The sequence below is a fragment of the Arthrobacter sp. Y3221114 genome (genome assembly GCF_059092625.1).
Genome location: NZ_JBNHHW010000005.1, coordinates 48,574 through 70,520, shown reverse-complemented (window position 1 = coordinate 70,520; position 21,947 = coordinate 48,574). Strand labels below are relative to the sequence as shown.

Sequence of the window (21,947 nt, the reverse complement as noted above, 5' to 3'; positions counted from 1 at the left end):
CGGGGCCTTGGATCTAGGAGCAAACATGGACACCGTCACTCTGGAAGATGCCCGCCGGGTCATTGCCGCCGCGGAAGCCAAGGCCGCCGAGATCGGCCAGCCGATGAACATTGCCGTGGCCGACGCCGGCGGGAACCTGGTCTCCCATGTGCGGATGGACGGGGCGTGGCTGGGCAGCATCGACATCTCAATCAACAAGGCGTTCACCTCGCGGGCGTTCGACATCCAGACCAAGGACCTGGGCGACAACTCGCAGCCGGGCAACCAGTTCTACGGTATCCATGCCAGCAACCACGGCCGGATCATGATCTTCGCCGGCGGCATCCCGCTCTCCCGCGACGGCCAAGTGATCGGTTCGATCGGCGTCAGCGGCGGCTCCGGGGAGCAGGACCAATCCGTGGCGGAGGCCGGAGCGGCCGCGCTCTAGCTTGGGGTTTTCGGTCCGGGTCTGCCCCGGATTGTCGGCGACGGGTGGCCGGCCGGGGTCCGGCGTCTGCTCGCCTTGGCTTGGCCTGCTGCGCCAGCCTGCCTGACCGGTACGGGGCTGGATCGGGCGCCAGCCCTGCTTGTTACGTTCATCACGGCAGGCCTTCACCACTCCGGCCGCCTGCGCCGCCACGATCCGCTGCGTACATTCTTCCAGGGAACAGCGTCGCGAAGGCTTGGCGCGCGCCGGGCCGCTAATGCTAACTGGAGGCTGCCCGGCGGCGCAGTTACTTCCCGGCTGGGGGTTCCGGTAACGGCCCGGGGGCGCCATGAGCTTTTGGGTGCATTCAATACTCGACCTGATTGAAGGAATCACCAACGCCCTAACGTGCTTCTGGTGATGAGGAACACGGATAACGAATTTGTAACGCCGCGTGTCGCTCCGGTAATTTTGAGTTTGTTCCTATCTATCTAGGTAGGCATCTGGCCCGCCCGTCGAACCCTGCCAGCGGGCCAGAAGTTATTCGAGCTTTACGTCGAAGGCAGGGGCGGAGGAACCACTTACGGTGCTTGGGGGCACCTTGGGGTGAAGTCCTCACCGGCGCAGTCCGATTCTGACATCCGACTGCCGGCGGGACCGAGTGAACTCTCGCTCGAATCCGACAGCTAACTTCGCAGGCGCAAGAGAGGAAACCCTGTGAAAAACCCTGTGCGCGGTCGTCGCCGTTCCGACACCCCCACGAACTCCCTGTCCAAGATCTCCCGTTCTACCTGGAAGAAGATCACCCGTTCTACCGAGGGCTCCCCTGCCCGCCGCGAAGGGGAAGCGTCCCCGGCGGCCTACTCCCTCGCCCGCAAGACCGGCCTGGCTGCGGTTGCCGCCGGCATCCTGGCCGCGGCAGTGGTTCCGGTGGCCCAGGCTGGCGGCACCGCCGATGTTGGCACTGACCGAGCCTCGGAGCAAAGCCCCATGCAGATTCAGGCCGCCAAGGAGGCCGAACTCGGGTTTGACCGGGCCAAGGTAGACAGCAAGGCTGCCCACGAGGAAGCCCAGGTTGCCGCCGCGGCCGCCGAAAAGAAGAAGGCCGACGAAAAGGCAGCGGCCGCCAAGAAGGCCGAGGCGGAGAAGAAGGCCAAGGCCGAAGCTGCGGCCAAGGAAGCTGCCGCCAAGAAGGCCGCGGCGGAGAAGAAGGCGAAGGCCGCGGCCGCGGCCAAGAAGGCCGCCGCAGCTAAGGCGAAGACCGCCGGCTTTGCGACCGGCAAGCTGGCCGCTCCGATCCCGAACATGAACCAGACCTCCGGCTTCGGCTACCGGCAGAACCCGATCACTGGGGCAGCCGGCGAGCTGCACACCGGCATTGACTACGCCATGGCCTGCGGCACCCCTGTCCATGCGGCCGACGGCGGCAAGGTCGTTGAGGCCGGCTGGCAGGTCGGCGGCGGCGGCAACCGCATTGTGGTTGAGCACAGCAGCGGCCTCAAGACCACCTACAACCACCTGCAGTCGATCGGCGTTTCGCTGGGCCAGAAGGTCGCCCAGGGCCAGGTCATCGGCCAGCTGGGCACCACCGGCAACTCCACCGGCTGCCACCTGCACTTCGAGGTGGTCAAGGACGGTCAGCTTGTGGATCCGGCCGGCTGGCTGTAACCCACCATTGACGACGGCGGAGCTTCCGCCACCGACGACGGCGATGCCCACGGGCGTCGCCGTCGTCGTTAAGGGCCGGTCAGGCGAAGGGCCGCGACGCCCGGTCCAAGGCGGCAACTTCCTCGGCGGTCAGCTCCACATCCGTGGCGGCCATCAGGTCCGGCAGTTGTTCGGGCGTGCGTGCGCTGGCCAGCGGCGCGGTAATGCCGGGCTTGGTGAGCAGCCAAGCGAGCGCCGTCGTCGTGAGGGAGATGCCGCGTGACTGGGCGACCGTCTCCAAGGCGTCCACCACCGCGAAGCCCTCGACCGTGAGGTAATCACGGAGCATGCCCCCGCGCTCGCTGCTGTCGGCGTCATCCGCCGAGTGGTACTTGCCAGCCAGGAAACCCGCTGCCAGCGAGAGATACGGGAACACGGAGAGGTTGTGTTCCCGGGCCAACGGAGCGTAGCCCTGCTCGTAGTCCTTGCGGGCCACCAGGTTGTAGTGCGGCTGCAGCGCGACCGGGAGCGCAAACCCGTTTTGCAGTGCGATGTTCATCCACTCGGTGATCCGCTCCGGGGACAGGTTGGACAACCCGATCTGGCGGACCTTGCCTTCCCGCACCAGGGCGTCGAAGGCGGCGGCCGCCTCGATCAACGGGGTGCCCTCGTCGTCGTAATGGGCGTAGTACAAGTCGATGTAATCGGTGCCCAGCCGCTGCAACGAAGCCTCGGCGGCAGCGGCCACGTTCACCGCCGACAGTCCCTGGAGCTCGGGATGGCCGCCGACCTTCGTGGCTATGACCACCGATTCGCGGTTTTTCCGGTCCGCCATCCAGCGGCCGATGATCTCCTCGGATTCGCCCCCGCGGTTTCCCGGAACCCATGCGGAGTAGCTGTCCGCGGTGTCGATGAAGTTGCCGCCGGCCTCGGTGAAGGCATCCAGCACCTGCTGCGAGCCGGACTCGTCGGAGGTCCAGCCGAAGGTGTTGCCGCCCAGAGCGAGCGGGAAGATCTTGATGTCCGAAGTGCCGATCAAGCGCATCGAAGGTCCTTTCGAAGGTAAGGGGCGGCCTTCGCATGCCGCTTAGGTTTAACCTAGCAGCGGCAGCCGGGTTTCCAGGACGCGGGAACGGCGTACCTTGGCGGCCGGCGGCCCGCCGGGCGGTTCCGCCGTTCCCCTAAACTTTAGCTATGGCCGACTCGCTGACCCCGCAGCAGCGCAGCGCCAACATGGCCAAGATCCGCGGAAAGAACACCAAACCCGAACTAGTGGTCCGCAAACTGCTGCATGCCAGGGGATACCGCTACCGCCTGCATGGCAGCTCGGGCGGTGCGAAGCTGCCGGGCAAACCGGATCTGGTCTTCGCCGGACGGCGGAAGGTGATCTTCGTCAACGGCTGCTTCTGGCATGCCCATGACTGCAAGGTCGGCCGGCATGCGCCGAAGTCCAACGCCCGGTTCTGGGAAGCCAAACGGTCGCGTACGGCTGCCCGCGACGAAGCCCAGCGGTCGGCGCTGCAGGCGGCCGGCTGGCAGGTCCTCACGGTCTGGGAGTGCGAGTTCAAGAAGACCGGCGATCTTGCTGCGCTCGAGGACAGGCTGGTCGCGTTCCTGGCCTGAGCCGGCCCGCTGATGACCAGGCCCCTCCGCCCACGGGGAGAATCCCGGGGCGGAGGGGCGAGGGTGCCGGCCTAAACGCTGCGATGGTCCCCCTCGGCCTGGGGCCGGGTCAGACGTGCGTGGGGGCGAACATCTTGAGCAGAGTCTCCACGACGACGACGTTCGGTCCCTCGGCGGCAAAGCTTTCCTGAAGCGCGGGGCCGATATCCTCCGGCGCCACCCGGCGAGCCGGCACGCCAAAGGCCTGCGCCAGGGCCACAAAATCCGGCCGGGCCAGTTCCGTGGCCGTCGCCCGGCCGAACGCGCCTTCCATATATTCGCGCAGGATGCCGTAGCCGCCGTCGTCCACAATCAGCCAGGTGACCGGCAGGTTGTGCTGGCGGACGGTGGCCAACTCGCTGATCGAATACATGGCCGAGCCGTCGCCGGAGACGGCCAGCACGCGGGCCGGCTTTCCCTGGCTGGCCAGGCCGACGCTGCCGCCGATGGCGCCGGGAAAACCGTAGCCGAGGCCGCCCGCGCCCTGGGCAGAGTGGAACTCCCCGTCCCGCGAGTCCCAGCAGCTCCAGGCCCAGTAGGCGGAGATGGTCATGTCCCAGAAGGTTTGCATGTCGTTTGGCACGGCCTCGCGGATATCCGCCATGAAGGTCCGCTCCTTGGCCAGATCCTGGCTGTCCAGGCGGGCCTGGACCCTGGCCAGCGTGTCCTTGACCAGCTGCTCGGGCGTTTGGCCGTGCCAGTCGGGTCCGTTGCCTGGATCGCCGGAGAGGGCTGCGTCCAGCGCCTGCAGTGCCTGGCCTGCGTCTGCGCGGATGCCCAGGGCCGGGCCGTTGGATTCGAGGACGCGGGGTTCGGCGTCGATCTGGATAATCCGTCCCCGCGGTTCCATCGTGAAATAGTTGCTCGTCACTTCGCCCAGCGACGAGCCCACGACCACCAGGACGTCGGCATCTTCGAGGAGGTCGGTGACGTGACGGTCCTCGACCCAGGACTGCAGCGAGAGCTCGTGGTTCCACGGGAACGCCCCGTTACCGCCCGGCGAACAGACCACCGGGGCACGCAGCTTTTCCGCGATGGAGCGCAGCCACGGTTCGGCCTTGCCCCGGCGGGCGCCGCCGCCGGCGATGATGGCCGGCCGCTTGGCTTCGGAGAGCCAGTGGACGGCTTCCTTAACCAACTCCGTCCGCGGCGGATTGTCGAATGCCTCGGCCAGCGCGTCCTCCACCGGCGGCACCATGATCGGGTCCAGCAGCACGTTCTGCGGCACCTCCACCCAGACCGGCCCCTGCGGCGACGAGATCGCTTCGGTCCACGCGTCCTGGATGGCCGACGGGATGCCGGAAGCGTGCTGGATCAACCGCTGGCTCTTGGTGACGTTGGCCGCCGAGGCCTTCTGGTCGTCGAGCTGGTGCAGCATGCCCTTGCGGCGCGCGCCCAGGCCTTCCAGCGGAATCTGGCTGGCAATGACCACCATCGGCACGCCGGTGGCGTAGGCCTCCTGCAGCCCGGCCAACGAGGTCAAGGCGCCGGGGCCGGTGGAGAGGAACAGCACGCCGACCTCGCCGGTGGCACGCGAGAACCCGTCCGCCGCGAATGCGGAGTTGTTCTCCACCCGGGAGGAGACGAAGTGCAACGGCGACCGGGACAAGGCGTCGAACAATCCCAGGGCATGCTGTCCCGGAATACCGAACACCGTCGTCGCGCCCAAGGCGCTGAGGGTTTCGACGACGAGGTCCCCGCCATTGCGGACGGTCGGTCCAGCGGAGGCCGCTTCGGTGGAGGGGGCCTTCCCTGTTTCTGTCATTCGAAGGACCCCTGATCCGAACCGTCGCCGCTGCCCACCGTGGCGCCGGCGCGCTTCAGCGCCTGGGCGCTGTAGCCGTTGCCGGACCCGCCGCCGGCAGCGTTGTCGGCCATCAACGAGACGAGTTCGTAGGCCACATGGCTGCCGGCCACCCCTGTCATCTCCGCGTGGTCGTAGGCCGGGGCCACTTCCACCACGTCGGCGCCGACGAGGTTCATGCCGCGGAACCCGCGGATGATTTCCAGCAACTCGCGGCTGGTGATGCCGCCGGCCTCCGGGGTTCCGGTGCCGGGTGCGTGGGCCGGATCCAGCACGTCGATGTCGACCGAAATGTAAAGCGGGGTGTCGCCGATCCGGTCGCGCAGCTTGGCCACCACGTCACGGACGCCCTCGTAGTAGACGTCGGAGCTGGTGACAATGCCGAAACCGAAACGGTGGTCGTCGTCGAGGTCCTTCTTGCCGTAGAGCGGGCCGCGGGTGCCCACGTGGCAAATGGCCTCGGTGTCCAGGATGCCTTCCTCCACCGCGCGGCGGAACGGAGTGCCGTGCGTGTACTCGGCGCCGAAGTAGGTGTCCCACGTATCGAGGTGCGCGTCGAAATGCAGCATGGCGACAGGACCGCCCGCACGCTCGGCGGCCGCGCGGAGCAGCGGCAGCGCGATGGTGTGGTCGCCGCCGAGGGTGACCAGCTTGGTGCCGGACGCGGTCAGGTCGAGCGCGTTCTGCTGGATGGTTTCGATGGCTTCGTTGATGTTGAACGGGTTCACGGCCATGTCGCCGGCGTCGGCCACCTGGACCTCTTCGAACGGGCTGAGGTCCCAGGCGGGATTGTACGGTCGCAGCAGCCGAGAGGCCTCGCGCACGTGGTTGGCGCCGAAGCGGGCGCCGGGACGATAGGAAACGCCGGAATCGAAGGGGACGCCGACGACGGCGATGTCCGCCTGCTGCACCTGGTCCAAGCGGGGCAGCCGGGCGAAGGTGGCGGCTCCGGCGTAACGCGGGATGCGGGACGAATCGATCGGGCCAAGATGGCCGTTGGCTTCCACACGAAGCTCTTCCATGGTTCTCCTCTGAGGGACGCGGGCGGTGGGTCAAATGCGGATCGCGGGCGGCGGGTCAGTTGCGGTTCGCGGGCGGCGTCAGCGGGCTGCGACCGACTCGGCGTGGTTGCCTTATGTGCAACATCTGTTGCCTGAGATGTTATTTGTGGTGGGGGTAACAGTCAAGACCGCGGCCCGTGTAGCACGAGCGCTCGCGCGCGGTCCGGGCACACTAGCGCACTGCCGCTCGCGCGGTCCGGGCACCCTAGCGCGCGGCCGCCGGGACCAGCGTCCAGGTGACGATGGCCTCTTCGTCACTCTCGTTGATCCAGGTGTGCGGCTCCCGGCCGGAGAAGGAAATGGTGTCGCCGGCGCCGAGTTCATAGCGTTCGGAGGTGAAGACCAGGGTGATGCTGCCGGCGATCACATGCAGGACGTCCACGTCGCAGTCCACCGAGTAGAGATCGGCTTCCCCGCGGCCGCGCGGTTCGATGACGGCACGGATGATCTGCAGCCGGCGCTCGTGCCGGGCGGTCAGCAACTCCTCCCTGATGCCTTCGCCGCCCAAGTTGATCCGCGGCCCCTCCCCCGCGCGCGAAACATGTGTTTCCGGCATCGAGAAGAGGTCCCCGATGGAAATGGACAGCACCTGGCACAGGGTGACCAGCGATGCCACCGACGGCGAGGTCAAATCGCGCTCCACCCGGCTGAGGAATCCCTTGGTGAGCCCCGTCGAATCCGCCACCTGTTCGATGGTCATGCGCTGGCCTTGGCGTGCGGCGCGGATCCGCGACCCTATGGCCACCGGGTCATTGCTGGGTTCGACTGGCAGTGCCTTCACTAATCATCCTTCTCGGTGCAGAGTTGACGGACACGGCGTGCGCGGGCAGGGAAGCACCCCGGCGAAGCCCCGGCAGCCCGCCGAGTTGACCTGTGCCCCGTGCCACATTTAGCTTAACACTCAACACTTGTTGCCTCACAGGCAATTTCCGGCATGTCGTCCCGCGCTATTCTCGCTTGGAGCCCCCATGGACAATCAAATCGTCAACGTCGTGATTGTGGTGGCCTATCTGGCCGCCATGCTGCTCTTCGGGTGGTGGGGCAAAACCCGCACCAAGAACACCAGCGACTATCTGGTGGCCGGTCGCCGCCTCGGCCCAGTCCTCTACACCGGCACCATGGCCGCCGTCGTCCTGGGTGGAGCCTCCACGGTCGGCGGGGTGGGCCTGGGCTACAAGTGGGGCATCTCCGGGATGTGGCTGGTTGTCGCGATCGGCTCCGGCGTGCTGCTGCTGAGCCTGCTCTTTGCCCCGACCCTGCAGAAACTGAAGATCTACACCGTGGCACAGATGCTCACCCTGCGGTACGGCGTGCACGCCACCAAGGTGTCGGGCATCGTCATGCTGGCGTACACGCTCATGCTCTGCGCCACGTCCACCGGGGCGTACGCCACCATCATGGTGGTGCTCTTCGGCTGGGAGCGCTGGCTGTCCATCGCCGTCGGCGGCGCCATTGTGCTGATTTACTCCACGGTCGGCGGCATGTGGTCGATCACGCTGGCCGACATGGCACAGTTCATCATCAAGACCGTCGGCGTCTTCCTTCTGATGCTGCCGTTCACCTGGTCGGCCGCCGGCGGGCTGGACGGCATCCGCGCGCGCGTCGATGCGGAATTCTTCTCGCTGACCGGCATCGGCGTGCAGACCATCATCACTTACTTCGTGGTCTACACACTGGGCCTGTTGATCGGCCAGGACATCTGGCAGCGCGTCTTCACCGCCCGCAACCCCGGGGTCGCCCGCTGGGGCGGCGCAACGGCCGGCATCTACTGCATCCTCTACGGAGCCGCCGGCGCCATGATCGGCATGGCAGCCTCCGTGGCGCTGCCCGCCATCGAAGTCGAGGACGACGTCTACGCGGACGTGGCCATGAACCTGCTGCCCATCGGCATCGGCGGCATCGTGCTGGCCGCGGCCGTGGCCGCGATGATGTCGACGGCGTCCGGCTGCCTGATTGCCGCGGCGACCGTGGCGCGCGCCGACGTGGTGCCGTTCGTCGCCTCCTGGTTCGGCAAGCACGTCCACTACGACCACGAGAACACCGAACACGACGTGGCCGGCAACCGGTGGTGGGTCTTCGGATTGGGTGCGGTCTCGATCCTGCTGGCCATCGTGGTGCAGGACGTGGTCGCCGCGCTGACCATTGCCTACGACATCCTGGTGGGCGGCCTGCTGGTCGCAATCCTGGGCGGGCTCGTCTGGAAGCGCGGCACCGGCCTGGGCGCCGCGTGGTCCATGGCGGCCGGCACCATCGTCACGCTGACCACCATGATCGTGCTGGAAGTCAACGCCGAGGAACAATATGCCGGCGTCTACGCCAACGAGCCCATCTACTACGGCCTGATCGCCTCCGCGCTGGTCTACGTGGTGGTTTCGCTGCTCACGAAGCCCACCGATGCTGCCGTGCGGCAGGCATGGGACCGCCGGGTGGCGGGGCAGGCAACGGAGGAAGTCCCGGTCGAGGGCCCCGACGAGGTCGCCACGCGCTGAGGCTCCTGCCCATGTCGCGGTAGGAGACGCCGACGGCGGGGCGGTCCTCAAGGGGCCGCCCCGACCGGCTACAATGGAGGTTGCGAAGGGGAGTAGCTCCACCGCCGCGCGCGTAACGCGCACTGGGCGTGGAGGCCTGTCGACATACTGGTTAGCGTGTGCGGCCCGGCAGTCCACCTGAGCGCACGGCAGGTACCGCCTGATCCGCTGCGCCCGGGCGAGCGAGACCTTCGGTCAGTTGATGGTTAACTGACCGGAGATCGTCGAATCGTCTCCGGTCCGACTCAGGAGCAGCGTGACAACGAGCCCCGATCCAGCCGGCCCCGACCCTATGGACTCCTACCCCGATGGCAAAGCATCGCCGTCGAAATCAGACATCCGGCTGTGGCGCCGCTATCTGGCCGACGAACGCGCCGAAGCCGCCATCTACCGCGACTTGGCAAGGCGCCGCGACGGCGAGGAGCGCGAGATTCTGCTGGCCCTGGCCGACGCGGAGGGCCGGCACGAGAAACACTGGCGCGATCTGCTGGGCGAGCACGCCGGGCAAGGGCTGCGGCCGTCGTTGCGCCGCACCGTGCTGCGGTTCCTGGCCCGCAGCTTCGGCTCGGTGTTCGTGCTGGCTTTGGCGCAGCGGGCCGAGAGCCGCTCCCCCTACGGCAGTGAGCCCGCTGCGACCGAGGCGATGGCCGCCGATGAACTAATTCACGAAGAGGTCATCCGCGGCCTGGCCACCCGCGGCCGCGCCCGGCTCTCCGGCAACTTCCGCGCGGCGGTCTTCGGCGCGAACGACGGGCTGGTCTCGAACCTGGCGCTGATCATGGGCATCGGTGCCACCGGGGTCTCCAGCGGATTCATCCTGTTCGCCGGCTTTGCCGGCCTCCTCGCCGGGGCGCTGTCCATGGGCGCCGGCGAATATGTTTCCGTGCGCTCCCAGCGCGAATTGCTCTCTGCCACCCGTCCCACCCAGATCACCCTGCAGGCAGCACCGGACCTGGACCTGAACGAGAACGAACTGGTGCTTGTATACCGCGCGCGGGGCATGACCCCGGAAGCTGCCGAACACCGTGCCGCCGAACGGATGGGCTATCTGGACTGCGACTGCGATCCGAGCCTCTCCCTGCAGCCGCCGGAAACGTACATCAACGACTATCAGGAGATCGGCACCGGCTGGAACGCCGCCCTCTCCAGTTTCCTGTTCTTCTCCAGCGGAGCGCTGATTCCGATCCTGCCCTACATCTTCGGCATGCAGGGCACCGCGGCCGTGGTGGTCGCACTGGTGCTGGTCGGCTTGGCACTGCTGGTGACCGGCGGAATCGTGGGCCTGCTGTCCGGGGCCTCGCCGCTCAAGCGTGCCCTGCGGCAGCTGGCGATCGGCTTCGGTGCGGCCCTGGCCACCTACCTCTTGGGTTCCTTGTTCGGCACCACGGCGGTCTGATCCCGCGTCGGTGGCCGGCTTGTTCATCTGCCGGCCATCGGGCAGACACCTACCGTTTGTCTCACGCTTTGGTTACCCTGAGGCAAGCGGGGCAAGGATGCACCGCCGTCCGCCACGCCAAGGGGGACCATGAGTTGGCCACCGACCGGGGGCCCGGGCCATGCACCGGGCGGGGGCCGGCATGTGCCGGGATTCGGGACGGGGCAGGCACCACAGTTGGTCCCGTCCGACGCCGCCGAGCGCCCGCATGCGCACCCGGGCCAGGGGCAGGTCTGGATCAACCCGACGGCGCGGCAGGGGTGCGTCCCCGGGAAGCAGCCCACACCTGCCTGGCAGGCCCCGGCCGCCCGGGCCGAACCGAACCCGCGCGGCGGCCCGTCACCGTTCGGCAAGTTCCTCCTGCTGGCCGCGGCTGCGGCGCTGGCCGCGTGGGCCTTCATCTGGATGGCACAACCACGGCTCGCCTCAGCGGTGCAACCCGGCGGGGCCGCCGCCCTTGAGGGTGTTCCGTTTGACGCCGGATCCGCTGTCAAGGGTCCGGGCCACGGCGGGTTTCCGCCGTCGGGAGTCGACGTCGCGGACGAACCGCTGGGGGTGCCCGCGCCCGTCTACGAGGAGAACGACTCCTACCGTTTCCTGGCCTCGCCGTCGACCAGGCAGGACTACATCGCCTACGACCCGTGCCGCCCGGTCCGCTATGTGGTCCGCACGGCAGGCTCCCCCGCGGGCAGCACCGAGTTGGTCCATGAGGCGGTGAAACACGTCTCGGAGGCCACTGGCCTGCAGTTCATTTACGAAGGGACCACCACCGAACAGCCCGCCGAGCGGCGCCGATCCTACCAGCCCGAACGCTACGGCGAGCGCTGGGCACCAGTGCTGATCGCGTGGTCCGACCCGGAGCAAAGCCCCTCCTTGTCCGGCCCGACCATCGGCCTCGGCGGCAGCGGCTGGGCATCGCGGGGCGGGGTTTCCGCTTACGTGTCGGGCCAAATCGAACTGGACACTCCGCAGTTCCGCCAGCTGCTCGGTTCGCCCGGGGGCAACGACGCCGCGCGGGCCATCATCATGCACGAGCTGGGCCACCTGATCGGCCTGGACCACGTCGATGATCCCACCCAGCTGATGTACGCCCAGGCCTCGCACGACATCCTCACTTTTGCAGACGGCGACCTCACCGGATTGTCGTTGCTGGGCCAAGGCGAGTGCGTGCCCGAGCTATAGAACGTCCAAGGCCTGTTCCACGGTGTCCACCAGATGCACCGCGCCCTCCATGGACCGCCCGCGCGCCAGCGCCTGCAGCAACGGCCAGGCCGGCAGCTCCTCGGTCCAGTACGTGCGCCCGACCAACACCATCGGCGAGAGCGCTTCCGGGGTGGCATAGTAGTTTTCGCAGGCGTCCTGGAAAATCTCCTGCACCGTGCCGCCGGCGCCGGGCAGGAACACGATCCCGCCGTCGCAACGCTGCAGCAGCACCGCCTCGCGCAGGGCGTTGCCGAAGTACTTGGCAACGTGGGTGGCGAACAGGTTCGGCGGCTCGTGCCCGTAGTGCCAGGTGGGAATGCCCAAATTCGCAACGCCGGGTCCGGCCTCGGCGAGCACGTCGGCCGCGGCGCGGGCCCAGTCGGTGATGGACGGCCGGAAGCCGGGGACGCCGGCCAGCCGCTCCAGCGCGCCCGCGAACTCGTCATCGCCCGACGCGGAGAGGCGAGCGCCCAGGTTGGCTGCCTCCATCGCGCCCGGACCGCCGCCGGTCGCCACGGCAAACCCCTCCCTGGCGAGAAGCCTGCCCAGCCGGGCGGCGCCGTCGTAAATTGTGCTGCCCCGCGCGGCGGCGTGCCCGCCCATCACTCCCACCATCCTCCGACCCGCGAACACAGTGGAGAACAGCGCCTCCATGGCGTCGCCGATGGCATGGTCATGCAGGCTTGCCGCCAGGGTGGAGTCCAGGTCGTGGCGGGTGGCGGAGCGCGACGACCAGGCGTAGACCTGCGCGTCCAGCGTCCCCTCGTATGGTCCTGTGCCCAGCCCGCTGTAGAGTTCCTCGGCGGTGTAGACCTGGCCCCGGTACGGGTCGAACGGGACGCCGGGCAGCGTGGGGAAGATCAGCGCACCGTTGCGGTGCAGCCACTCCTCGGTGGCGGCCTCGAACGCGCAGCCCAGGAACATCGCTCCGGCCGGGTCCATGCTGCGCAGGGCCTCGGTGCGGCCGGTGAGATCCACCGACTGGAAGTGCCAGCCGTTCATCGACGGGGGTCCCCCGCCGGGCCCCGGTCCCCCGGTTGGCCGCGGGCCGCCCGATGGCCGCCGCTCGCCGTCCTCCGATGCCCTGGCCCGCGGCGCCCGGTCGACGAGCCGGTCGAAGTGCTCGAGCGACTCAATCTCGATGACGCGCGGTTCCTTGTGCAGTGCCGCTGACGCTCCCATGCAGCCAGCATAACTGCGGGGTAAGGCCAGCCCGCCACCGCTGCCGGGCCGGCTTCGCACCCTGGGTTGCCTGCCGCCGCCCAAGTGGCCTCATGAGCGGTGCGGGCTCCCCCGGGTGCTACCTGTTGCTGGCTTCGGCCTGGCGCAGGTCCGTGTTCGGCGGCTGGTTGCCCTCGGTCGCGGAGGTGATCGCGATATTCCCCTCCGAGGCTGCCTCGGCCAGCACGTCCGGCTCCAGCGCGGTGGCCAACGGCTTTTCCACCACGAACATGCACAGCACGGTGGCGACAACGGCCATCGGCACCATGAACAGGAAGAGCGGCATCAGGGCTTCGTTGTAGGACTCGACGATGACATCGTGCACCTCTGCGGGCAGGCCTGCGACCATGTCCGGCGTCAGCGAGTTGCCGCCTCCGGTGGCCGCTACGGCGGCGGCCGGCAGGCGGTCGTTGAGGAGGTCGACCAGGCGGTGGGCGAACAGGCTTCCCACGACGGCCGAGCCGAGCGTGGCGCCGATCTGGCGGAAGAAGTTGTTGGCCGCCGTCGCCGTGCCCACCTGCCGCAGCGGGAAGGAGTTCTGCACGATCAGCACCAGGATCTGCATGTTCAGGCCCAGGCCAAGGCCCAGCAGGCCCAGGTAAACGCAGAGCACCCAGACGGCCGTGTCCGCGCGCACAAAGTACATCAGCAGCAGGGCTACCGCCATGACCGCCGAACCGGCCACCGGCATCCACTTGTAACGGCCGGTCTTGGAGACCAGGATTCCGGAGATCATGGACGACGCGAGCAGCGCGGCCATCATGGGAATCATCAGCATCCCGGCGGCCGTGGCCGATACTCCGGTAGCCATCTGGAAGTAGGTGGGCATGTAGCCGAGGGCGCCGAACATGGCCACCGAGATCAGCAGGCCCGCAATGGTGGTCATGATGAAGTTGCGGTCGCGGAACATGGACATGGGGATGATGGGTTCGGCGGTCTTTCGCTCCACCAGCACGAACCCGACGGCGGCCAGCACGGTGCCCGCTATGAGGGCGATAAGCACCGGATCGGACCAGGCGAAGGTGCTGCCGCCCCAACTGCTCACCAGGACAAGGCCGGTGGTCGCGGCCGCCATCAGCAGCATGCCCCAGAGATCGAGCTTCGGCCGCACCTTGACCGGCCGGGACTTCAGGAAGAACAGCGCGCCAATCAAGGCCAAGACGCCCACCGGAATGTTGAACCAGAAGGCCCAGCGCCAGCCCGGTCCCTCGGTAAACCAGCCGCCCAGCAGCGGTCCGACCACGGAGGAGAACGCAAAGACTCCGCCCATGGCGCCCATGTACTTGCCGCGTTCCCGGGCGGGAACCACATCGGCAATGATGGCCTGCGACAGGATCATCAGTCCGCCGCCGCCCAGCCCCTGCACCACACGGGACGCAATGAGCCAGCCCATGTCCGGCGCCAGGGCGCCGATGACCGAGCCGATCAAGAACATGATGATCGCGGCGACCAGCAGGTATTTACGGCCGATCTGGTCGCCCAGCTTGCCGTAGATGGGCATCATGACCGTGGCGGCCAGGATGTAGGCGGTGATCACCCAGAGCATCAGGTTGGCGCCGTTGAGCTCGCCCACGATGGTGGGCAGTGCGGTCGCCAGGATGGTCTGGTTCAGGGCGGCCAGCAACATGGCCATCATCAGCGCAACGAACACCAGCAGCAGGTTGCCATGGCTGTGGCCATGCTGCCCCGGCCGGGACGTCGCGGATACCGGTGGGCGCTGTAGCGCCTGTCGGCTTTCGTTCTTCATTCGGATTCCTTCAGGACTGCACGCAGCAAGGCCAGGCTGTGTTCGAGGGCCTCGGTCTGCGATTCCAGGGTGGGTTGGGACATGGTTTTTTGCATGGCAAAGCGGAGTGCTGCGCCTGCCGTCATGACCAGCATGCGGGCGGCGTCTTCGGCGGTGTACTGCCCGACGACAGGATGTGCGGCCAGGATTTGTTCAGCGTCCGCGAGCCGGTCGGAGCCGGCGAGCAGTTCGGAGACCGCTGCGGTGACCAGTTGCTCCACCTTGACGACGTACTGGACGCGGCGGTGCAGCAGGTGCGGGTATTTGCGCAGGATCCGGTGGCGGGTGGCGTCGTCTCCGCCTTGGATGGAACGGGTGACCGCCAGCATCAACTTGCCGACTTCATCCAGCAGATTGGCGTGGACGTCGAATCCCGCCAGCATGGCATCGTCAAGCACCGGCTCGCGCAGGCCCAGCACCGCGTCTTCCTTGCACGTGAAGTAGTTGAAGAAGGTGCGCGGGGAAACTCCGGCGGCGAGCGCCACCGCATCAACCGTGACGGCCTCGATTCCGTCTTCCAGCGCCGCTTCCGCCGCGGCGTCATGCAGGGCGGCCCAGCACTCGGCTCGCTTGCGCTCACGCAGGGAATTTAGTTGACTCACCGAACCAGTGTGCCAGCGCCGCCACTCTTTGCACAAGTGCAAACATTCATTCCTGCAAGAATTTGAGGAACGTCACACAGGCAGGCTGAACCAGAGGGAGGACTGGTGTCGAACGACGAGCAGCGCCGAGCCATGACCGAGCGAGAAAGGTCGGGGCGTCCGGGTCCGTGTGGCGACGGCGCCGGCACGATAGGTCCATCGGCCGCCAAGCGGGTGGGCAACCATCCACCCCGCGCGCTCTTAGCGCAGCACCACGGTGCGGTTTCCGTGCAGGATGACCCGGCCTTCGCAATGCCACTTGACCGCGTTGGTCAGGGCCTTGCACTCGGTGTCGCGGCCGGCGGCGACCAGGTCCTCCGGCCCGAAGGTGTGGTCGACTTCCACCGTCTGCTGGGCGATGATCGGGCCTTCATCGAGCTCGGCGTTGACGTAGTGAGCGGTGGCCCCTACGGTTTTCACTCCCTTTTCGTAGGCCTGGTGATAGGGCTTGGCCCCCTTGAAGCTGGGCAGGAAGGAGTGATGGATGTTGATGGTGCGGCCGGTCAGCTCCCGGCTCAGATGGTCACTGAGCACCTGCATGTAGCGGGCCAGCACTACCAGCTCCACGTTGTGGGCATCGATCAGTTGCAGCAGCTCGGCTTCGGCGGCCGGTTTCGTCTCCGGCGTGACCGGCACGTGGTAGTACGGAACCTCATGCCATTCCACCAACCCCTTGTGGTCCAGATGGTTGGACACGACCGCGACGATCTCCACCGGCAGCTCCCCCATCCGGGAGCGGAAGAGCAGGTCGTTCAGGCAGTGCCCGAACTTGGACACCATCACCAGCACCCGCCGCCTGCGGCCCTTGGGTTCCAGCTGCCACGCCATCCCGTACTGCTCCGCCAACGGCGCAAACGCCTCGCGCAGCCGCTCCGTGGAGTTGGTTCCGCCGTTCTCCCCGGCGAAGTCGGTGCGCATGAAAAAATGCCCGTCCCGCCGGTCGTCGAACTGCTTGAGCTCCTGGATGCTCTGGCGGTGCTCCACCAGGAAACCGGAGACCGCGTGGACAATCCCCAACCGCTCCGGGCAGTCGAGGGTCAGGATGTGCTCGTGGTGGATCGGCATGTTGCTACCCCGTTTTCGGTCTGGCTTTTCGTGTGGCAGTCTTGCCGGGACTGCCGTCCGGCTGGAGGTTCAGCGCTGGCAAGTCAGCGCTGGCGGTTCAGCGCTGGCAAGTCAGCGTTGGCTGTTCAGCATTCGACGACGTTGACGGCCAGTCCGCCGCGCGACGTCTCCTTGTACTTGGACATCATGTCCGCACCGGTATCCCGCATGGTCTTGATGGCCATATCCAGGGACACCCGGTGGTCGCCGTCGCCGGCCAGCGCCAGCCGGGCGGCGTTGATCGCCTTGACGCTGGCAATGGCGTTGCGTTCGATGCACGGAATCTGCACCAGGCCGCCCACCGGATCACAGGTCAGCCCCAAATTGTGCTCGATTCCGACCTCGGCGGCGTTTTCCACCTGCTCCGGTGTCCCGCCGAGCACCGCGCACAAGGCACCGGCCGCCATCGAACAGGCTGATCCGACCTCGCCCTGGCAACCGACCTCCGCCCCGGAGATCGAGGCGTTGGTCTTGAACAGGATGCCGATGGCTGCCGCGGTGAGCAGAAAATCCACCACCGCATCGTCGTCCGCGCCGGGCACGAACCTCGTGTAGTAGTGCAGCACGGCGGGCAGGATTCCGGCCGCGCCGTTGGTGGGCGCTGTGACAATCCGCCCGCCGGAGGCGTTTTCCTCGTTAACGGCCAACGCGTACAGGTTTACCCACTCCATCGCCCACAGCGGATCGGCGTTGGGCGTGCCTTCCGCTGCCAGCGCCGCCTCGGCGGCGCGCAGCCTGCGCCGCAGTCCCGGGGCACGACGGCGGACCAACAGTGAACCGGGCAGGGTCTCCTCTGTGCGGGTACAGCCGTTTTCCACACACTCCTGCATCACCTCCCAGATCCGCAACAGGTTGGCCCGCAGTTCGGCTTCGCTGCGCCACGTGAGCTCGTTGGCCAGCATTACGCCGGCTATCGATGTCCCGGCCTCCCGGCAGCGGGAGAGCAGTTCGGCGGCGGTGGAAAACGGGTACGGGAGCCGCCCCCCGTCCGCGGGAGAGCTCGCCGCACCGTCGCCGCGCTCCCCCGCGACGGCGTCGCGTGCGGCGGCATCGCTCCCGTGCGCAGCCTCTTCCGCCGCGCCCTCGGCCTCTTCGGCAGTGACCACGAACCCGCCGCCCACCGAGTAATAGGAGGATGCACGCAACGGTGAGCCACCGGCGTCGTACGCGGTGAAGGTCATCCCGTTGGGGTGCGCCGGCAGCGAGCGGCGGCGGTGCAGCACCACGTCGGCCGCCCGGTTGAACCCCACCAAATGCGTGCCCGCCAGGCGCAGCTTCCGCCCGGCCACTGCCTCCTCCACCTGCGCGTCCGCGGCATCCGGATCAACGGTCTCCGGGTCCTCGCCCTGCAGGCCCAGGATCACGGCCTTGTCCGATCCGTGGCCGGCCCCGGTGGCACCGAGCGAGCCGAACAGCTCCGACTTCACCCGGGCCACCGCCTCCAGCAGCCCGTCGGCCGCCAGCGACTCGGCAAACTGCCGGGCGGCCCGCATGGGCCCCACCGTGTGCGACGACGACGGTCCGATGCCGATCGAGAACAGGTCCAGCGCGCTCAGTGCCATCTCAATCGGCCTCGGGCGAGGCGAACTCCGTCATGGCATCCAGCAGCCAGCGGGCGGTGTAGTCGGCGAACGAGGCCCGCGGCATGATCCGGTAGACCTGGCCGCCGTCCTGCTCCGCGGTCTGCCACAGCAGCACCGGCACCGGGCCCAGCTGCGTGGTGATCGCCGTGCCGGGACGGAACACCCGCGGGTGCAGGTCCGCGTGGCAGCCCTTCTCCAGCACCAGCCGGGCCGAGGGTCCGGAGAGTTCCAGCGTGGTGCGGTTGGCGGACAGATCGACGACGGCGCCCGGTTCACCCCCGAGGGCGGCGGTCAGGTCCGCCGTGACATCCGTACCCTCGGGCCCGACCAGCAGGAACTCGTCCGGCCCCAGCCACAGGACGGCGGTCGAGTCCGCGCCGCCGGAAACCTGGCCGTGGGCGGTCGGCAGCGGCAGCCCAGCGGCGGCCTCCAGCGCCTTGGCGCCGGCCGATCCCGGCTCGGCCCGCAGGCCGACCATGTTCAGGAACGGGATTTCGCGCAGGCTGACGCCGCGTTCGCCGGCCACGGCGCCCTGGCCGATTGCCTCGGTCAAGTGCGCCAGCGGGCTGCGGCGCAGTGCTGCAATGTTGGTCATGACCTGTTCAGCCATCACGACGGCTCCCTTCGGGGTCGTAGAGTACGGGTTCTGCGATGACGACGTCCACCAGCTGCCCGTTGACGGGTGCCTGCAGCGTTTCGCCGATGCGGTTGCGGCCGTTCCTGATCAGGGCCAGGCCGAAACTGCGGCCCAGCGCGGCGCTGTGGTAGCTGGAGGTCACGTGCCCCTCCATCGGCACCGGTGCCTCGGCCGGCGCGATCCGGGTTCCGTGGTTGACCAGCTGCGCGCCCTCGGGCAGGCGGAACGACTTGTCCACCGGCAGGACCCCGACCAACTGCTTGCGGTCCTCGCGCAGGTTATCGGCGCGGGTGTAGGAACGCTTGCCCACGAAGTCCTTGGCCTTGGACACCACCCATTCCATCCCGGCGTCCTGCGGGGTGACCGTGCCGTCCGTGTCCTGGCCGACGATGATGAAACCCTTCTCGGCGCGCAGCACGTGCATGGTCTCGGTGCCGTACGGGGTGATGTTGAACTCCGCACCGGCCTCGGCCACGTCCTCCCATACCTTCAGTCCGTACCAGGAGGACACGTTGATCTCGAACGCCAGTTCGCCGGAGAACGAAATCCGGCAGACACGGGCCGGGATGCCGGAGGCCAACGTAGTTTCCTTGAACGCCATGAAGGGGAACGCGTCGTTGTCCAGGTCCAGCTCGGGCGCCAGCTTGGCGATGACCGCGCGGGACTTCGGGCCCACGACGGCGACGGTGGTGTACTGCTCCGTGACCGAGTTGCAGACGACGTCCAGCTCCGGCCATTCGGTCTGCAGCCACTCCTCCAGCCAGTCCAGAACCTTGGCCGCACCGCCGGTCGTGGTCGTCATGAAGTAGCGGTCTTCGTCCAGGCGCAGCGTCACGCCGTCGTCGAAGATCATGCCGTCCGGGGTGCACATCAGCCCGTAGCGGGCCAGGCCGGGCTTCAGTTTCTTGAACGCGTTGGTGTACATCCGGTTCAGGAATTCACCGGCGTCCTTGCCGCGGATCTCGATCTTGCCGAGCGTGGTGGCGTCCATGAAGCCGACGGATTCGCGGACGGCGGCGCATTCGCGCAGCACTGCGGCGTCCATGTCCTCGCCCGGCTGCGGGAAGTACCAGGGCCGCTTCCACTGTCCGACGTCCTCGAACAGCGCACCGTGGGCTACGTGCCATGAGTGGATCGAGGTGAGCCGCGCCGGGTCGAAGAGCTCCCCGCGCTGCCGGCCGGCCAGTGCGGCGAACGCCACCGGAGTGTAGGGCGCGCGGTAGGCGGTGGTGCCGATGCTTCCGACGTCGGGATTGTTCAGCGCCGCGGCGATGACGCCGATGGCGTTGACCCCGGAGGTCTTGCCCTGGTCGTTGGCGGTGCTGATTGAGGTGTAGCGCTTCACATGCTCCACGCTGCGCATGCCGGCCCCGGTCGAACGCAGCACGTCGGCGACCGTCTGGTCGCGCTGGAAGTCCACGAAGTGGTTCTTCCACCCGGCGGCCGCGCCGTCGGGGGCGGGAACCAGCCACAGCGGCCGGATCGGGGAGACGGTCTCGGCGACGGCCGCGGGAATCTCCGGGTCCACGCTGAAGCCGGCGCGGGTGGCCGCAGCGGCGCCGGCGGCGGCACCCTCCTGCAGGCTGCCGGCCAGATCCAGGGTCCCGTTGCAGGCTCCGGCGGTCTGCTGGTCCTTGACCAAGGGGCCGGGCACGAAGGCCGCCAGCTCGTCGTTCCAGGCCAGGCGGCGCTCGCGCTGGCTGTGCAGGTGCACCACCGGGTTCCAGCCGCCGGAGACCGCCAGCAGGTCCGCCTCGATGGTTTCCGGTTCCCCGGTCAGCTGACCTTCGGCATCCAGACCGCTGACGACGACGGCGCTGATCCTTCCGCCGTCGCCCTGGCCTGCGGTGTCCACCACGGCACTGCCGGTGATCAGGCGGGTGCCGGCGGCGCGGACCGTCTCGGCGGCGGCGCCGCCGATTTCGGTACGCGCCTCCACCACGGCCGCGACCTCGATGCCCGCCGCGGACAGGTCTGCGACCAGTTTGTAGGCCGAGTCGTTGTTGGTGGCGACGACCACCTGATTGCCGGCGGCCACCGCGTACCGGTTGAGGTAGCTGCGGACTGCGGAGGCCAGCATGATGCCGGGGCGGTCGTTGTTCGCGAAGACGATCGGACGTTCGTGCGCGCCGGTGGCGAGCACCACCTGCTTGGCCCGGACGTGCCAGATGCGTTCGCGGGAGACACCGGCTCCCAGCTCGCCGGCCAAGTGGTCGGTGCGGCGCTGGACGGCCACGATGAAGTTGCTGTCGTAACTGCCGAACGCCGTGGTGCGGGGCAGGTAGGTCAGCTCGTCGGCGGCGGACAACTCGGCGACGGTCCGGTCGACCCACTCCTGCGCGGGGCGCCCGTCGATCATCTCGCCACGGCCCGACAGCAGGGAGCCGCCGGCCTCCGGCTGCTCGTCCATCAGGATCACGCGCGCACCGCTCTTGGCTGCTTCGCGGGCTGCGGCGAGACCGGCCGGGCCGGCGCCGACCACCAGCACGTCGGTATGCACGTATTTGCGGTCGTAGACGGCCTCGTCGGTCCGGGGGTCCAACTGGCCCAGGCCGCTCAGCAGCCTGGCGTCCATGCCGTCCGTCAATTCCAAGGCGGTCGCCGGCAGCATCGACTCGTCGACGTGCCCGGCGTAACGGGCACTGACCTTGACCAGGGCGTTGGGCTCTTCCACGCCGGCTGACATGATGCCGCGCGGACGGCCGAGGTAGAGCGAGTCGCCCGCCGTGACCTTCCCGGCCGCAAGCAGCGCGGAGGCCAGGGTGTCCCCGGCGTAGCCGGTGTAGGTGTGGCCGTCGAGCATGAAGTTCAGCGGCTTGGTCCGGTCGATCCGGGCAGCGGCGCCGGCGGGTGCGGCAAGCCGCTGCGACTGGTCGGCGAGGTTGCTGGGGGCGGTCATTTCGCTCCTCCTTCGGCTGGCTGGGCCTTGGCACCCGCGAGGCTGCCGAGGTCGATCGGTGGTTTTTCGCCGGGCTTGTACACGGCCTTGAATTCATAGCTGACGGTGTCGCGCACCGCGTTGAACCAGCGCCTGCAGCCGGTGCTGTGCACCCAGCGTTCGGCGAAGAGGCCTTTGGGGTTGGCGCGGTAGAAGAGGAACTTGGCCCATTCCGCGTCGCTCAGCTGGTTCGGATCCGCCGGGTAGGCCACGTGGGCCTGGCCGCCGTAGTGGTATTCGGTCTCGTCGCGCGGCCCGCACCAGGGGCATTCGATCAGAAGCATCTCGGTC

18 protein-coding genes and 1 riboswitch are annotated in these 21,947 nt (G+C 68.0%); of the genes, 6 read left to right on the top strand and 12 right to left on the bottom strand.

Annotated elements, in window-relative coordinates; genetic code table 11:
* Nucleotides 1-25: 25 nt before the first annotated feature.
* The gene (locus AC5RV3_RS12455) at nt 26-427 is read left to right on the top strand and encodes a GlcG/HbpS family heme-binding protein (protein ID WP_494122395.1); all 402 of its coding nucleotides are present in this window, start codon (nt 26-28) and stop codon (nt 425-427) included.
* Nucleotides 428-943: 516 nt separating this feature from the next.
* Nucleotides 944-1,120, top strand: a riboswitch (cyclic di-AMP (ydaO/yuaA leader).
* 3 nt (nt 1,121-1,123) lie between these two features.
* A complete protein-coding gene (locus tag AC5RV3_RS12450; protein ID WP_494122394.1) occupies nt 1,124-2,074 on the top strand; it encodes a M23 family metallopeptidase in 951 nt (316 codons plus the stop codon).
* A 79-nt stretch (nt 2,075-2,153) separates the two neighbouring features.
* Here the strand turns inward: AC5RV3_RS12450 and AC5RV3_RS12445 are convergent, their stop codons facing one another.
* Nucleotides 2,154-3,098, bottom strand: coding sequence for an aldo/keto reductase (locus AC5RV3_RS12445; RefSeq protein WP_494122393.1), 945 nt, complete (start codon nt 3,096-3,098; stop codon nt 2,154-2,156).
* A 149-nt stretch (nt 3,099-3,247) separates the two neighbouring features.
* Here AC5RV3_RS12445 and AC5RV3_RS12440 point away from each other — a divergent pair, with 149 nt between their 5' ends.
* Nucleotides 3,248-3,676: a very short patch repair endonuclease gene (locus AC5RV3_RS12440; protein WP_494122392.1), complete on the top strand. Its 429-nt coding sequence runs from the start codon at nt 3,248-3,250 to the stop codon at nt 3,674-3,676.
* 109 nt (nt 3,677-3,785) lie between these two features.
* On the opposite strand, the gene AC5RV3_RS12435 is transcribed toward AC5RV3_RS12440, so the two are convergent.
* From AC5RV3_RS12435 to AC5RV3_RS12425, 3 genes are all read right to left on the bottom strand, one after another.
* The gene (locus tag AC5RV3_RS12435; protein WP_494122391.1) at nt 3,786-5,480 is read right to left on the bottom strand and encodes a thiamine pyrophosphate-binding protein; all 1,695 of its coding nucleotides are present in this window, start codon (nt 5,478-5,480) and stop codon (nt 3,786-3,788) included.
* Nucleotides 5,477-6,541 carry an agmatinase gene (gene speB / locus AC5RV3_RS12430; RefSeq protein ID WP_494111575.1) on the bottom strand — a complete coding sequence of 355 codons (1,065 nt, stop codon included), beginning with the start codon at nt 6,539-6,541 and terminating at the stop codon, nt 5,477-5,479. The genes AC5RV3_RS12435 and speB overlap by 4 nt, the downstream gene beginning before the upstream one ends.
* A 244-nt stretch (nt 6,542-6,785) precedes the next feature.
* Nucleotides 6,786-7,361: a helix-turn-helix domain-containing protein gene (locus tag AC5RV3_RS12425; RefSeq protein WP_494122390.1), complete on the bottom strand. Its 576-nt coding sequence runs from the start codon at nt 7,359-7,361 to the stop codon at nt 6,786-6,788.
* A 187-nt stretch (nt 7,362-7,548) separates the two neighbouring features.
* Between AC5RV3_RS12425 and AC5RV3_RS12420 the strand changes: the two genes are divergently transcribed.
* From AC5RV3_RS12420 to AC5RV3_RS12410, 3 genes are all read left to right on the top strand, one after another.
* Nucleotides 7,549-9,069, top strand: a complete 1,521-nt coding sequence (locus AC5RV3_RS12420) for a sodium:solute symporter family protein (protein WP_494122389.1) — start codon at nt 7,549-7,551, stop codon at nt 9,067-9,069.
* A gap of 331 nt (nt 9,070-9,400) precedes the next feature.
* Nucleotides 9,401-10,504, top strand: a complete 1,104-nt coding sequence (locus AC5RV3_RS12415) for a VIT1/CCC1 transporter family protein (RefSeq protein ID WP_494122563.1) — start codon at nt 9,401-9,403, stop codon at nt 10,502-10,504.
* Between the two features lie 129 nt (nt 10,505-10,633).
* Nucleotides 10,634-11,725: a matrixin family metalloprotease gene (locus AC5RV3_RS12410; protein ID WP_494122388.1), complete on the top strand. Its 1,092-nt coding sequence runs from the start codon at nt 10,634-10,636 to the stop codon at nt 11,723-11,725.
* On the opposite strand, the gene AC5RV3_RS12405 is transcribed toward AC5RV3_RS12410, so the two are convergent.
* The 8 genes from AC5RV3_RS12405 to AC5RV3_RS12370 form a co-directional block, all read right to left on the bottom strand.
* A complete protein-coding gene (locus tag AC5RV3_RS12405; RefSeq protein ID WP_494122387.1) occupies nt 11,720-12,928 on the bottom strand; it encodes an LOG family protein in 1,209 nt (402 codons plus the stop codon). The genes AC5RV3_RS12410 and AC5RV3_RS12405 overlap by 6 nt on opposite strands.
* Before the next feature lie 118 nt (nt 12,929-13,046).
* The gene (locus AC5RV3_RS12400; RefSeq protein ID WP_494122386.1) at nt 13,047-14,714 is read right to left on the bottom strand and encodes an MDR family MFS transporter; all 1,668 of its coding nucleotides are present in this window, start codon (nt 14,712-14,714) and stop codon (nt 13,047-13,049) included.
* The gene (locus AC5RV3_RS12395; protein ID WP_494122385.1) at nt 14,711-15,355 is read right to left on the bottom strand and encodes a TetR/AcrR family transcriptional regulator; all 645 of its coding nucleotides are present in this window, start codon (nt 15,353-15,355) and stop codon (nt 14,711-14,713) included. The genes AC5RV3_RS12400 and AC5RV3_RS12395 overlap by 4 nt, the downstream gene beginning before the upstream one ends.
* Before the next feature lie 240 nt (nt 15,356-15,595).
* Nucleotides 15,596-16,459 (bottom strand): formyltetrahydrofolate deformylase, encoded by an 864-nt coding sequence (gene purU, locus AC5RV3_RS12390; RefSeq protein ID WP_493987659.1) that lies wholly within the window; start codon nt 16,457-16,459, stop codon nt 15,596-15,598.
* Nucleotides 16,460-16,584: 125 nt separating this feature from the next.
* Nucleotides 16,585-18,060, bottom strand: a complete 1,476-nt coding sequence (locus AC5RV3_RS12385; protein ID WP_494122384.1) for an L-serine ammonia-lyase — start codon at nt 18,058-18,060, stop codon at nt 16,585-16,587.
* Between the two features lies 1 nt (nt 18,061).
* Entirely contained in the window at nt 18,062-18,691 is a 630-nt protein-coding gene (locus AC5RV3_RS12380; RefSeq protein ID WP_494122383.1) for a sarcosine oxidase subunit gamma, read from the bottom strand.
* Nucleotides 18,684-21,617, bottom strand: coding sequence for a sarcosine oxidase subunit alpha family protein (locus AC5RV3_RS12375; protein WP_494122382.1), 2,934 nt, complete (start codon nt 21,615-21,617; stop codon nt 18,684-18,686). The genes AC5RV3_RS12380 and AC5RV3_RS12375 overlap by 8 nt, the downstream gene beginning before the upstream one ends.
* Nucleotides 21,614-21,940, bottom strand: coding sequence for a sarcosine oxidase subunit delta (locus tag AC5RV3_RS12370; protein WP_494111564.1), 327 nt, complete (start codon nt 21,938-21,940; stop codon nt 21,614-21,616). Before AC5RV3_RS12370 ends, AC5RV3_RS12375 begins: the two co-directional genes overlap by 4 nt.
* Nucleotides 21,941-21,947: the final 7 nt, after the last annotated feature.